Consider the following 12,625-nt stretch of genomic DNA (forward strand, 5'->3'; position numbering starts at 1 on the left):
ATTATTTATGAAAAGCAGGAAGATTGAAGAGGGAGGCTTGGAAGTTACTTTTAGTTATAATGACTAACCATCAACTAACTATTTAAAATTTCACCTAAAATAAAACAAATAAATATCAGTTCTTGTGGCCTTCATAACTTCCAACCTCCTGCTTCCAACTTTCTAAAGCTCTTCTCAATTATACCTCTTTCTCAAAATACAGTCTGTAATATTTTCCTTTATCATCCTCTCCCATCTCAATTTTCTGACGGTCTCCGTGAATGTAGATATGGAAATTTTTATCTAATTTAATAATACTTTTAAAATGTCTCTGTGTCTTTTTCACCGCCGCTTCACTGATTGGGAATTCTTCTGCAATATTCACCTGCATATCCTGTTCGTAATCGGTTTTAAAGTTCACAAAACTTTCAATGACATGCTCATCGCCCAATACTTCATTCGCAAATTCATCCAGTTTGAATTCTTCTTTTTCTTTGAAGAAGTTGATGGATTTATTCAGGAAATCTGCCTGATCAGCTTTGGAAACCTCAAATTCCTGTGGAAGCTGCTTCGTGATATAATCTTTGTAAACCATCAGTGCTTCCTGAGTGTGGAAATACTCATCATCACGCTGTTTTACCTTTAAGAAATCCTCAAACCAGTAATACATATCTCCGTTTTTGTTGTTATCAACTACAGAAAGTACATACCCTGTATCCTTATTATTGTTGTAGATTAAAGCTGCTTTATCAATTTTAGATAAACCGATTCCCTGATCTTTTTCAATATCAAATGTCTCTTCCGCAGGATTAATCTTCAGGAATGATTCTCTTTTCTCTGTTTTAAAGATTCCTATCTTATCCACTTTATCCGGACGGTCACTTTCGTCTTCAAATAATACTATGAACAATTCTCCACTCTGAACTCTAGGATTTTCAGCAGCTTCAAAAAGGTGTTTTGCAATATTCTCAGACTCCCAGATAAACTTGGACTTATCTTCAAAAATTTCAGATACGGCACTGTAAACCGGGTTATTCACCAGGTAGGTGTCACTGTAAAAATGAAAAGTTTCTTCCGACTTGAATGATCCTAAAAAGTAATCCTCAAGCATCTCTGCCATTCCTTCTTCCAGCTTCAATTCCTCCTGGGAAAGCGTTAGAGAATCTCCGTTAATCTTATTTCCGACTCTGTGTACTATGATTTTTGAAAACATCTTCTGAATATTTGGACTGCAAAGATATTCATTCTATTCTTCACATGAAACTGAATTTTTTAAACCACAAAAGACACAAAAGTTTTTATTTTTTTAAACACTTTAGTTCACTTTAGAAGTTTAAAATAATACTGCAGAAAAGACCACTAAAGATGAAAATATAAGATTTTTAGGATATACCTTCTATTATTCTTTTCTAACAATTGATGGTTGTCATTCTGAATACAAGCTGAAGGTTTGCGAACGTAGTTCAGAAGCGTAATGAAGAATCTCTGTATTATAATTTGATATAGAGATTCTTCCTTCATCAAAATGACAGGCTCTGTACATTGAACCGGTAACATCATCTACTAAAAAAAAAACGCAAAGAAAAATAATTATATCGCTTTATATTAAGGGAGCAAAGAGTAGAATCAATGAATTGATTCTTACGAAGCATATACATAGCCATAAAGCTTCATGAATGACAGTCACACCCTTAGCCTCCTAAAATAAAACATTCGAATCACTAATTCCTTGCGTTTGAAAAAACTTAAGGTCTGGTTTTAAAATACCTCAGATTAAAACAAAACGATTCTTAATACTCTTAAAACCTTATTACCTCTTAATGGTTCTTGCTCATATTTTCCAATTTGATAAAATCCTTATCATTTTGAAATGCTTTTCCATCTTTAAAACTTCAAAAACAAACACACAAATACTTATATTTCAGGTAATTAAATAAAATTCAATTTCAAAGGTATATCATTGGCATCATCAATTTCAAAACATAAAAAAATGGACTTGAAAACATTAAACCGCATAGACAAATTAAGAAGATTAAAAAGCAGAGGACCACAAACTCCAAAATGGTTGAAGCCTTATCACCTTCTTTTTATCGTTTTTTTAATCATTTTCATGTTTGGAGCCTTCATCAAACTGTTGGAGCAAAACCACATTTAACACAATATATACTATGAACTATTTACAGGCTGTACAGGAAATCAAAGAATTGTTTCCTGGCTTTGAAACGGAATTGAATGAAACCAAAAGTCCCAATTCATACAGTGTGATCCGGACCTTCACGGAACGTATTAAAAATATGATCCGTCAGAATGACAGTAATCTGTTGTTCAAAAGTTTACAAAAAATAGACAAAATGTACCTTCATGGAGATATGCTGTTAAAAAACGCCATTGAGAACACTTTTATTTATTCTCTGGACAATTTTACCGCGTTTTGCAGCAAAGAATACCGCCAAATGATCTTCAGTCACATTTCTTCTGACCTGAAAAACAGCTATTCAAGACAAATTTACAATCATGGCATATGAAGCGTTTATTACATTTTTAAATGGTTTCATTACAAAGTGTTTAAATTAAACAAAATTAAAAATAACTCACAATCAATAGATTATGAAAAGTAAAATCAGAAGAATTTCCGACTGGAAAACCTTGAAAAACACCACTAACAGGCACAATACAGAGATACTACTTACTCACATCGCCGTAATTGTAGGCGTATTTATTTTTGCAGCATGCCTTTAAATTTTGGTATACATTTCGCTGCAATAAAAAGTGTTTGAAAAATTCTTAATTATGATGAAAGTAAAAATGCAAACTATTAATCAAAAAATAGCTGTTGAATACTTAAAATTTTTCTATCCGCCACTTCGCAAAGAGATCATACAATTATCTATTCAGGATAATTTTGCAGGGATTATGCAGGCAACCGTTAATTATCTGAAAGGTCTGCTGCAGGAATCGAAGATCAACATTATTGCCCATCATATTAAACTGATGGACGGCCTTTACAGAAACGGGAATTCCTATGTAAGAACAATGATCGAAAACATCTTTGTAAGATCTTTTGAAAGCTTTAAAAAACATGCTAAGATGGCCCATTGGAAACTTCTTTACCAGTATATGCCGGTAAGTTTCCAGATCATTTATAATGAGCAACAGAAGCAGGACCAGCTGTATTTTGGTAAATAACTTTTAAAAATGTAGAAAACTGGACATGTATCAGTTTTCTACGTTTCTTTTATATTTCTTATCGTTTACTTTTTTGTAATTTAGTCTGAAAGTTTAGTCAATCACACATCAGCAAATATAAATAAGGGTAAAAATGATTGAAGTAAAGAAATATGCTAATCAAACAGGGCATCCCGAACCAAGACGGGTGATAAAATATACTTTGTTCTGGTGCAGTAAAGGAACTGCTGAAATTCTCATTGATGAAAATATTTTCTTCCTGAAAAGTGGCCAAACCGTTACTATTACTTCCGGGCAGTTCCATCAGCTGATCTCTGTGGAAGGTGAACTTACTGCCCTCGAATTTACTCTGGATTTTTTCTGTAAAAGCGACAGTGATATTGAGCTGATCTTTCACAACGGACTATTCTGCCACTTTGGAATGAATGAAATGATTACCGTTCAGCATCCTGATTTTTTCACAGACATACTTAACCTTATTGAAAAAGAAATTCAGGAAAAACCTTATCAATATCTGATTTCCACCCATTCTTTGGTAGAATTGCTACTGGTGGAAATTAACCGCAGTAAAATTGCCAATGGTGATGAAATTTGGAAACCCGATGCACTCTTCTTAAAATTTTTGGAAAGTGTCCGAAATCATTTTTCAGATAATCATCCTGTAGCCTATCATGCTGATGCTTTGGCAACCACTGAAGCTAAACTGAATGAAGTTTCTAAGCTTCATACCAATAAAACAGCCCAGAATGTCATCTATAGCCTTACCATTTCTGAAGCCAAGAGATTATTGCTTTATGAAAAACTGAGTGTTAAGGAAATTGCCTACCAGCTTGGTTTTAATGATCCTTTTTATTTTTCAAACTTCTTTAAAAAACATACTTCGCTTTCTCCAAAAGACTATCAAAAATCTGTAAAGAATTAGAATAAATCACGAAACGGGAGAATGGAACAGTGTTAAGAATTTAATTAATATAAAGGTCCAAAATAATTAATTTTCTATCCTCCATTTTTTTTTACGCAAAGTTTTTATTTAAAATACGCATTATTTTTAAGTGAGTTAAGAAAAAATCGATTAATCAATTCTGATGAAGCGAATGTTATCCAGAGCTTCATCAAATCAACTCCGTTGATCCTATCTTTGCCTCCTTAAAAATAAAACATAAGTTTCTTAAAATTTTGCGTTTGAACTAAAAGCAGATTCAATATAATTTATTTACCCGGATTCTGAACTTCATCAAATATTATATGCTTTTCCCGGAATTGTCTATTCTTTAGACGAAGCCTTTCGCTGAACTTTGTACCTGTCATTAAGACCTAAAAATTACGCTTATGAAAACAAGACAGGACATCGCTGGATTTTTATTGAGAATAGCCTTGGCAGCCGGATTTTTATCCGCAGTAGCAAGTCGGTTGAATCTTTGGGGAGCACAATCTTCCGGCTGGAAAAATTTTGTTCAGTATACAGCTGAAGTCAATTCATTCTTACCTCACTCCTGGATTCCCACACTTGCTGTATTGTCTACCATTGCTGAATTAACTATTGGCATTTTACTGCTGGCGGGATTTCAGATCCGTAGAACAGCTATTTCTGCATCTGTTCTGACTTTAGTTTTTGCGATAGCCATGAGTATTTCTTTTGGCTGTAAGGAAGCTTTGGATTACTCCGTCTTTGTATTCAGTGCAGGAGCTTTTTTACTGAGTACTTTTTCCCGTTATCCATGGTCTTTAGAACAAATTTCACATTAATTATCATTTAAAATTGAATATCATGAACACTAGCATCAACGATTACATTGTAAAAACAGAACAAAAAGAATGGCAGCCTTTAATTGAAAAAGGAATCCACTACAAAGGCATTTTTGTAAAATCTTTAAAATTTGATCCTGAACAAAACCGATCTACCACAATTCTTTTAAAATTTGAGCCGGGAGCAAGTTATCCTTATCACAACCATCCTGCCGGTGAGGAACTTTTCATTCTGGAAGGTGATGCCGTTATTGCAGGTGGAAACCTTGAAAAAGGAGATTATTTGTATACACCACCTGGCTTCAAACATTCCGTTACATCAGAAAACGGCTGTATTATTCTGTTCATTGTTCCGGAAGAGGTGGAAATCCTTTAACCTCGCAACCTATTTTACAATCAACCTGTGGTGGAATTTTTTTTCATCATAGGTTTAGGCGTTTATACCATTTTTCACCTATAAAAATACAGATTTGCTTGAAAACACTGGTTCAAGACTGGAAAATGAAGTAGTATAAAACTGCGCTTTCACTGTAATCCCCTGAAATTAATTATTTTTACACTCTTTTAAAATTATATCTGGAATGAAAAAATTCGGAATATCCGTTCTTATATGTTTGTCTTCATTATTAAGTGCCCAAAATAAACAACAGATTGATGCCTTCTATACAGCCATCCGTGAGAATAATTTCCCACTGGTAAAGAAAATAGTGGATCAGGGATTTCCCATTAAAACCACTCTTCCGGGGGAAACAGCACCCGTATTGGCTGCTATCTGGAAAAAGAATTTCCCTATGGTAGAATATCTGGTCAATAAAGGAGCTGATATCACTACGGAGAAAAAATTAGTAGATGGTGCTATTGAATATGGAAGTCCGGAAATCACTTTCTACCTGATCAAAAAAGGAGCTTATGCTAAAAATGCATTATACACCGCCATCTTCCATGAAAATTTTGGAATTGCCAAAGAACTCTATCTGAACCACCAACCTCAAACCCTTAGCTATGATGATCCGGGTAAACTTTTGTTGTTGGCAGTAAAAAGTAATGATCTGGAATTCATCAAAAAACTTCCTCTAAAAGGAAAGGATTCCCCAATGGATTACTTTAATTACGATGGATATAATGCCTTATTGGTTGCCGTAGAAAAAAATGAGACTGAAATTGCAAAATATTTACTGTCTCAGGGAGCCGATAAAAAATCAAGAATCACTTTTGAGACAGATAATGGTACTGTTTCCGGAAAAACAGCCTTACAAATGGCTAAAGCCAATAAAAATACAGAACTTATGAAGCTTCTGAAATAAAACAGATATCTGATTCTCTTTTTTGAATCTATCTTAGAAAAGTTTACAGTATGACTGAAATTAAATTCCGGAAAGGCTTTATCTGTCAGCTGGAAAGATATTGAAAGTTTTCATAGCGGCTTTTATAAGAGTGTACAGATTTTTATCCATCCCAAAGATCCTGAAAAATACACGGATAAAAGCAAGTTGCTTCAGCTTATCAAAAGTATTTTTTCTCCTAAATCTGATGTATTAACGACTGATACAGATGTTTTGGAAACCGGGAAAAAAGAATTGCTGATATTGTTGAATAATAAACTTCAGGAAAACAGATAATCCCTAATTTTGTAAGGAATCCAATTAATAAAAGGTTTCATTTCTATTTTTTAAGCTATGTTTAAACGTTTTGTCATCATTTTTTCCATACTAGGAATTTTGTATATCCCGTTTCGAATGGTGATAAAATCATATGCTTTGGAAAAAATACAGGGAACGGTAAAGCAAGTCCGTGCTTCCTCCAACAGGATTCCTTATTATACTTTTTCTTTAGAAGAATACCCATGTAGCTTTTATAATAAAGGCAACGGGACTTTAAGTCTGCTGAAAACTCCCCCGAAACCTGGTGAACAATCAGCTTCTCTGATGATACAATCATCGGACAGATCTCTGTTGAACAGCAATGAGTCTATTTTTTATTTTGCCTTCCATCCAAAAGATAAATTAATTGATCTCTACTACTCTATTGTAAGGCCGGGAATTTTCACCCACTTTACTTTTTTATTCTTGTATTTTTTAATTTTGCTTCTCAATGCGTTGGGGGCTTACCGTTATCCGAAACAGGACATCTTTACTCATCTCATTAAGGGATATCTTTTGTTGATATTTTTGCTGATGTTTTTGTAAAAAGGCCTGATAAAAACTGTTCATCTTTAATTTTAAACATTCAAAGACTTTTAAATAATATTTTGTTTTCAATATTCTTTATTTTATTGTATTTTGCCTTTACTCAAACAATATTGGAATCAGGAACAAAATCCGGGCACTATTTTCTAACCTTTTCCGGTTAAAATCTTGTACTTCGTCTGATATAAAAACTAAAAACCAATACGATGAAAATAAATATCAAAAAGAAATCTGTCATACTCTGGAGCATTGCCATCATTGCTGTGGTGATCTTACCGGATTCCGAAATGTATTACCAGCGGTATAAGCTGAGATCTGAAAAGCTTCCGGAACAATATCAATCATATACAACACTGGACAGCCTGAAAGATAATGATTACGAAATCATTAAACTATCCCGTGGTATCCATGAACCTGTTATTCAGGAAAACGACAGTACCATTGTGATCATTACCAAGAGAGATCACGATTCTGAAAAAAAGAACTCTGACAATATTTATACGTGGTATAAAATAAACCTGAAAGGACAAATAAAAGACAGTCTTCAATACCAATATAATACTGAAAATGGGGTTCATAATTATCAGACTTTTAATGATTATATTGTAGATGTAGATCAGAATACCTACAGTAATTGGTTAAAAGATGGTGATACCACCCATTATCCGTATAAAAATATAGATGATGCCAAAATATTTTCGGTAGCCGAAACGGAAGATATCATAGCAGACAGAGATTATATGTATGATGATATTATTCATTCTCACTCCCCGGGAAATGAGTATAAGTACAAACTAACAGTATTTAAAGACAATGTCTGGAATTATTTTTATGCTGAAAAAGATTGGCACGGTTATCCCCAAAACACTCCCAACAAAAAGGGTATTGACTTCAGCAATGCCGGTTATGAGGTTGATAAATCTTCAGGATTGATCCAAAGAGATCATGTCCAGAAAAAAGAATGGAATGCCCGTACATTCTGGAGCTTAAAAAACTTTAGCTGGGGAACCGGAAATGGGTCTGGAAATCATGGATGGACAGGAACATCCTATTTTTCCATCAAAATGCCCAAAAAGACACTTCATTACAAACAGGACGTTTTCATAGAGCATCCCGACAACTATGTGAGAGATCCTTTTTCTTTTTTTGTATACCAGCCTAAAAACGGAGATTATATGCTGCTCATTGATGAAGAACATCAGCTTTATTATCTTATAAGGCCTAAAAAACATTAAAAGCTTAAGAATAGTCAGAAATGAATCTGATTTTATCCTATTTCTTTGATTTTAAGGCACCGTTTCTATTCCTGAAAGCTGAAAATTTCCCTTTTCATCCTTGAGCCAAAAGACAAATTGGGACAAAAACCTATTAATAGTAATGACAGATATTGGGTTAATTTCATTTTAATATTTGTTTGGTTGTTACTTCTTGATATAAAAATACTATTCTGTTGTTTAACAGGGAAACCACCACCAGATTGAATGTATCAGATTATTTTTAAAGTATACATTAATATGCCCGTCAGAAATTCCCTCTTTATCTTCTCTTAGCCTGATAACCGGAAGCTTTCCTTCCCCCGGACGTTCCAGCTGATGTATGTTTCTTACTGAATTGGGAAAGATCTTTCTGATATCATCCAGTGTAGTTTTGGCATCTATTCTCTTTCCTTTATACAGAATATAATTCCCGTTCAGAAATCTGAATTCATTAACGCCTACCTTCTCTTTACTGTTTTCAAAACAAGATCCGTTTTTATACAGATATCTATCTTCCTGAGTTCCTTCCTCAAAAATATAGGCACAAGGCTCCTCATCAGCCATTAGCCTAATGCTGTCCGGTTTCCCGAAAACCTTTTCAAAATCCTTAAGATCAAAAATTCTTTCTGTCTTACCGTTGAAACGTATATCTTCTACCAACATGACATCATCTTGCCCGTCTTTTACTTCCTCTGAAATCTGTTTTGAATGATGTACTGTTGAATCTGCTTCCTTACTATTTTCCGTTATTTCAGTTTTGGCTGATATGTTAAGTTTTTCCTCTTTATTCTTATTACAGGACTGTAATAAAATGATAACTAATACAATAGTAAAATACCTCATACATTAATTTTGCTTACTTGGTGTATAAATTTCCGGCTCAAAAGCTATATCCGTGCCTTTGATCAGTACGAATGTACAAAAAACGGTTTATTAGAGTACCATTCTCTCTTATTTTCATTTTCTTTCATCTTATGATTTATTTTTATTTTGTATTTTTAGTATTCAATTAAAAACCAAACCATTATAACTCATCATTGAATATGCTGAATATTTATCATTCTTTACTGATTGGAGCATCAAGGGAAAAAGTATACCATGCCATCAGCAGCCAGCCCGGATTATCTGCATGGTGGACACCGCATACCAAAACCAGTGCTGAAGCGGGCAGTATAGCCAGGTTCTCCTTTGGTCCTGATTATTTTAAAGAAATGAAAATAGTAAAACTTACTCCCTTTGAAGAAGTTCAATGGCATTGTGTTGCAGGCGCCCACGAGTGGATAGGAACTGATATTTCTTTTCATCTTTTATCGGGAGACAAGGAAACACTGCGCAAAATGCATCCGGAAATGGAAGGCCAGATCGAGCAACTGGTATATGATAGTGGAACCTTGCTTATTTTTCAGCATAAAGGCTGGGATACCTACTCACCAATGTTCGCGGAATGCAATTATACCTGGGGACAGTTTTTGAGAAGCTTAAAATTGCTTTGTGAAACGGGAAAAGGAAAACCCTGGCCGCACCAGCATCGTCTATAATTGGTTTTAATGCTGGAGGCCAGATAAGGGAAGCTGGAAGTTATTTTAGAAGGTGTGATGATTCTCAATTTCCAGCTTAGATAAAACCAAAAAATTTTTGAACCCTAATATTCAATATCTAATTCCGGTTTTTGAAAGGCAGTTTGAAAACTGAAGGCATATTCTGATGGTCCGTTCTTCTGTAGATGTTCTAACCTTTCCAGTGCTTCTTCTATACTAGGATATTGATGCTCTTTGATCCACCACAACACATAATACGCCTTTCCATATTTTTGAAACCATTCTTTTCTTCTCCTTACAAAATCCACATGGAAGGTCTTATAAGTAAAGTGCTCTAATGATTCTTTATCCTTCCATACCGAAAGATTAATAATAACCTGTTCATCATTAAACGGGTTAAAACCGGTGGCATTATTGTCTTCATCCTTTAATCTCCAGACAAAACCATTGCTTTCTTCTGCCAGCTGATTCACTGAATCAAAATGCTCTACAAATTCCTTCATTACCGGATCTTCAATATTTACACCAATCATCCTGGCTACATTAATCTGTGCTAACTGATACATTTTATTATTTACTGTTTTATTTCTATTATTGTGTAAAAATAGCCCCTACAGCATTAGCATAAAATAACTATCAATTTAGATACTATAAAAAAGATGGAGAAAGAATGTGAAACTTCTTATATCAATATTGGTGAAAAATCCTATCCCTGCGCCGTAAGTTTTGTGATGGACCTTATTGGCGGAAGATGGAAAGGAGTCATTCTGTGTCACTTAAAAAATGGAGACAAACGGTTCGGAGAACTTAAAAAAGAGCTTTCTTTTATTACAGAGACCACCCTAAGCCTTCAGTTGAGACAGTTGGAAAGAGACAAACTGATTACCAGAACTGTTTTCGGAACAAAACCTCCGGTGAAAACCGTATATAGCTTGTCAGAATTGGGTATTTCCTTCATTCCGTTACTGGATAATATCAATGAATGGGGTAAAAATATTCTGGAAAATAAAATACCATCTTAAAAGTCTGAGGTGTATTTCAGATTTTTAAGATGGCAGATGTTTAATATACTTTGCTTCCCTTGATGGTTAAAGCATGCTTAGTTTTTATTGAGGGGCAGCATCTTCCATCCTCCTCTGTATATTCCAGTTTTTCTACAATAATCTTTCCATTTTTAATGGTATCAAAAGCGAAAAGATAATCTGGTTCATATCCTGCAATCACTTTAACGGTATGCCCGTCATTCTTGTACAAAGACAGACCTTGGCCTATGAGGGCGTTCCCGCCTTTAGGGGCAATATTCCAATAAATAACTACATCTTCTATTCCATCACCTGTAAAATCTCCTACATAAGGTTCCTGAAGATCAATCCCACCATCATCATAAGTTTTAAGAATATTAGGTAAATAAGCTTCAAATTGTTTTACAGCCTGTTTTACAGCTTCTTCTTTAGAAATCCTATTCTCAGGAGTTTCCGGCCCTTTAGAACCTGATTCTTTTTTCTGTGGCAAAGACTGTTCTTTTTTTGTTTCATCTTTTCTCTGCTCTTTATGATCAGAATTGCTACAACCTGTCAATACTGTCAGGAAGCCCATTATGCCAATAATCTTTTTCATATATTCTGTATTTCCGATGATAAAATTGAATGAATTGATAAATATACAGCAATATGATAAAATCAAAACTATTCGATTCTTTTATTATATGAATTAATAATGCTCTAAATAACCAGGAAAATTAATGATTGAAAAAAATAAAAAACTAAACTCCAAATTGTCTCAGATGATGATCCATGTGCTTATATGCTGCTATTCCCCATTCATTGGTGGAAATATTTCCAAAAGCAGGATGAGAAAGGGTTAAAGGCTTAGTATTAAATGGAAATTGACTAATTAATTCAACAAATTCACTTTTATATTTCTCAAAATCAAGATCATTGGCTTTTCCTTTGGTATTGTGCTCTGTTTCACCCTGGATATTCTTTTTAAAGCCAGGAGCTATATAAAGGGCAAGAATTCTCAGTAGATACTGTTTTGGTTGAGTTTTTTTATTTCCTCTTTCCTCCTCCAGAATTTGTCTGTTACAGGAATTGCAATGAAGAAGCATTTCGGCTGCTGTCATTGTACCCCATTGAGGTTGATGAATTGCCGATAAATTATTGACCCTTGCAATAATGAGATCTGCCGTTTCCTTTTTTAAAAGATTTTTTCTCATGATAATGATGGTTATATTACTAAAAAATCAATCTGTATCTATTAAAAATATTCCTTCCGTTTACATTATCCTTTTTCTCTTTTTAAACGGTGTAATATTACTACAAATAATTGTAAATAATCATATGGTAAAAGCGAATCCGGCGGTAAACAAAGTTTACCGCCGGATTATTTTATAAACTAAATGTTAGTTATATGTATTAGATTTTATAGTACTGCAATTTTTTTATCTTGAGCTGCCATTTAAAAGTTTTGAATTTGTTGATTTATTTATGAATATCAAATAATCAAAAGAGTTAGCAACATTGGTTTTTATAAATTCATTTTTATCCGTGCCTGATCCTGTTTTACGAAATAAAATGTCCTGCAATATCCAATTGCCTAATTTGTTCCCATCTTTTTTGATTGCTTTTAGATCCAGAATAAAAACTGGAATATTGAGTGAATTAAGCTTATATTCTAATGTTCCGGGACCTGCTTTTTCTGAATTATAGGTACCCAGCTTTCCATCAATGCTTGC

At 33.9% G+C, this 12,625-nt stretch carries 17 protein-coding genes; 11 read left to right on the forward strand and 6 right to left on the reverse strand.

The features are described 5' to 3' along the window. Positions 1-178 precede the first annotated feature (178 nt). Positions 179-1,192: a nucleoid-associated protein gene (locus tag BBH99_RS02055; protein WP_066691292.1), complete on the reverse strand. Its 1,014-nt coding sequence runs from the start codon at positions 1,190-1,192 to the stop codon at positions 179-181. A gap of 955 nt (positions 1,193-2,147) precedes the next feature. On the opposite strand from BBH99_RS02055, the gene BBH99_RS02060 reads away from it, so the two are divergent. The 9 genes from BBH99_RS02060 (at position 2,148) to BBH99_RS02095 (ending at position 8,332) form a co-directional block, all read left to right on the forward strand. Next, positions 2,148-2,504: a DUF7674 family protein gene (locus BBH99_RS02060; protein ID WP_066691295.1), complete on the forward strand. Its 357-nt coding sequence runs from the start codon at positions 2,148-2,150 to the stop codon at positions 2,502-2,504. A gap of 82 nt (positions 2,505-2,586) precedes the next feature. After that, positions 2,587-2,718, forward strand: coding sequence for a hypothetical protein (locus BBH99_RS22870; RefSeq protein WP_262487183.1), 132 nt, complete (start codon positions 2,587-2,589; stop codon positions 2,716-2,718). 51 nt (positions 2,719-2,769) lie between these two features. Beyond that, positions 2,770-3,165: a DUF7674 family protein gene (locus tag BBH99_RS02065; protein WP_066691298.1), complete on the forward strand. Its 396-nt coding sequence runs from the start codon at positions 2,770-2,772 to the stop codon at positions 3,163-3,165. A gap of 133 nt (positions 3,166-3,298) precedes the next feature. Further along, complete coding sequence (locus tag BBH99_RS02070) at positions 3,299-4,087, forward strand: AraC family transcriptional regulator (RefSeq protein ID WP_066691301.1); 789 nt, start codon at positions 3,299-3,301, stop codon at positions 4,085-4,087. A gap of 407 nt (positions 4,088-4,494) precedes the next feature. Next, positions 4,495-4,911, forward strand: a complete 417-nt coding sequence (locus BBH99_RS02075) for a DoxX family membrane protein (RefSeq protein ID WP_066691304.1) — start codon at positions 4,495-4,497, stop codon at positions 4,909-4,911. Positions 4,912-4,933: 22 nt separating this feature from the next. Continuing rightward, the gene (locus tag BBH99_RS02080; RefSeq protein ID WP_066691307.1) at positions 4,934-5,287 is read left to right on the forward strand and encodes a cupin domain-containing protein; all 354 of its coding nucleotides are present in this window, start codon (positions 4,934-4,936) and stop codon (positions 5,285-5,287) included. A gap of 205 nt (positions 5,288-5,492) precedes the next feature. After that, on the forward strand, positions 5,493-6,215 hold the full coding sequence (locus BBH99_RS02085) for an ankyrin repeat domain-containing protein (protein WP_066691310.1): 723 nt from the start codon (positions 5,493-5,495) through the stop codon (positions 6,213-6,215). Positions 6,216-6,668: 453 nt separating this feature from the next. Next, a complete protein-coding gene (locus BBH99_RS02090) occupies positions 6,669-7,097 on the forward strand; it encodes a hypothetical protein (RefSeq protein WP_123872960.1) in 429 nt (142 codons plus the stop codon). 206 nt (positions 7,098-7,303) lie between these two features. After that, positions 7,304-8,332, forward strand: a complete 1,029-nt coding sequence (locus tag BBH99_RS02095; RefSeq protein ID WP_066691314.1) for a hypothetical protein — start codon at positions 7,304-7,306, stop codon at positions 8,330-8,332. 219 nt (positions 8,333-8,551) lie between these two features. On the opposite strand, the gene BBH99_RS02100 is transcribed toward BBH99_RS02095, so the two are convergent. After that, a complete protein-coding gene (locus BBH99_RS02100; protein WP_066691316.1) occupies positions 8,552-9,196 on the reverse strand; it encodes a hypothetical protein in 645 nt (214 codons plus the stop codon). 200 nt (positions 9,197-9,396) lie between these two features. Here BBH99_RS02100 and BBH99_RS02105 point away from each other — a divergent pair, with 200 nt between their 5' ends. Next, a complete protein-coding gene (locus tag BBH99_RS02105) occupies positions 9,397-9,891 on the forward strand; it encodes an SRPBCC family protein (protein ID WP_066691318.1) in 495 nt (164 codons plus the stop codon). Between the two features lie 104 nt (positions 9,892-9,995). Here BBH99_RS02105 and BBH99_RS02110 read toward each other — a convergent pair whose 3' ends face one another. Continuing rightward, on the reverse strand, positions 9,996-10,457 hold the full coding sequence (locus tag BBH99_RS02110) for a DUF3291 domain-containing protein (RefSeq protein ID WP_066691321.1): 462 nt from the start codon (positions 10,455-10,457) through the stop codon (positions 9,996-9,998). A 93-nt stretch (positions 10,458-10,550) separates the two neighbouring features. Here BBH99_RS02110 and BBH99_RS02115 point away from each other — a divergent pair, with 93 nt between their 5' ends. Beyond that, positions 10,551-10,913 (forward strand): winged helix-turn-helix transcriptional regulator, encoded by a 363-nt coding sequence (locus BBH99_RS02115; protein WP_066691324.1) that lies wholly within the window; start codon positions 10,551-10,553, stop codon positions 10,911-10,913. Between the two features lie 40 nt (positions 10,914-10,953). Here the strand turns inward: BBH99_RS02115 and BBH99_RS02120 are convergent, their stop codons facing one another. From BBH99_RS02120 to BBH99_RS22660, 3 genes are all read right to left on the reverse strand, one after another. After that, on the reverse strand, positions 10,954-11,508 hold the full coding sequence (locus BBH99_RS02120) for a hypothetical protein (protein ID WP_066691327.1): 555 nt from the start codon (positions 11,506-11,508) through the stop codon (positions 10,954-10,956). A gap of 145 nt (positions 11,509-11,653) precedes the next feature. Next, positions 11,654-12,106: a DUF1569 domain-containing protein gene (locus tag BBH99_RS02125; protein WP_066691330.1), complete on the reverse strand. Its 453-nt coding sequence runs from the start codon at positions 12,104-12,106 to the stop codon at positions 11,654-11,656. A 225-nt stretch (positions 12,107-12,331) separates the two neighbouring features. Next, positions 12,332-12,625: TraB/GumN family protein (locus BBH99_RS22660; protein ID WP_228390723.1), on the reverse strand; the 294-nt coding region annotated here is incomplete at its 5' end.

The organism is Chryseobacterium contaminans, from assembly GCF_001684955.1.
Classification (GTDB): domain Bacteria; phylum Bacteroidota; class Bacteroidia; order Flavobacteriales; family Weeksellaceae; genus Chryseobacterium; species Chryseobacterium contaminans.

Coding starts and splice junctions, on each gene's coding strand:
- BBH99_RS02075 (WP_066691304.1), top strand. CDS start 4,495: ATGAAAACAAGACAGGACATCGCTGGATTTTTATTGAGAATAGCCTTG.
- BBH99_RS02120 (WP_066691327.1), bottom strand. CDS start 11,508: ATGAAAAAGATTATTGGCATAATGGGCTTCCTGACAGTATTGACAGGT.
- BBH99_RS02085 (WP_066691310.1), top strand. CDS start 5,493: ATGAAAAAATTCGGAATATCCGTTCTTATATGTTTGTCTTCATTATTA.
- BBH99_RS02100 (WP_066691316.1), bottom strand. CDS start 9,196: ATGAGGTATTTTACTATTGTATTAGTTATCATTTTATTACAGTCCTGT.
- BBH99_RS02125 (WP_066691330.1), bottom strand. CDS start 12,106: ATGAGAAAAAATCTTTTAAAAAAGGAAACGGCAGATCTCATTATTGCA.
- BBH99_RS02065 (WP_066691298.1), top strand. CDS start 2,770: ATGATGAAAGTAAAAATGCAAACTATTAATCAAAAAATAGCTGTTGAA.
- BBH99_RS02060 (WP_066691295.1), top strand. CDS start 2,148: ATGAACTATTTACAGGCTGTACAGGAAATCAAAGAATTGTTTCCTGGC.
- BBH99_RS02095 (WP_066691314.1), top strand. CDS start 7,304: ATGAAAATAAATATCAAAAAGAAATCTGTCATACTCTGGAGCATTGCC.
- BBH99_RS02115 (WP_066691324.1), top strand. CDS start 10,551: ATGGAGAAAGAATGTGAAACTTCTTATATCAATATTGGTGAAAAATCC.
- BBH99_RS02055 (WP_066691292.1), bottom strand. CDS start 1,192: ATGTTTTCAAAAATCATAGTACACAGAGTCGGAAATAAGATTAACGGA.
- BBH99_RS02080 (WP_066691307.1), top strand. CDS start 4,934: ATGAACACTAGCATCAACGATTACATTGTAAAAACAGAACAAAAAGAA.
- BBH99_RS02110 (WP_066691321.1), bottom strand. CDS start 10,457: ATGTATCAGTTAGCACAGATTAATGTAGCCAGGATGATTGGTGTAAAT.
- BBH99_RS02070 (WP_066691301.1), top strand. CDS start 3,299: ATGATTGAAGTAAAGAAATATGCTAATCAAACAGGGCATCCCGAACCA.
- BBH99_RS22870 (WP_262487183.1), top strand. CDS start 2,587: ATGAAAAGTAAAATCAGAAGAATTTCCGACTGGAAAACCTTGAAAAAC.
- BBH99_RS02105 (WP_066691318.1), top strand. CDS start 9,397: ATGCTGAATATTTATCATTCTTTACTGATTGGAGCATCAAGGGAAAAA.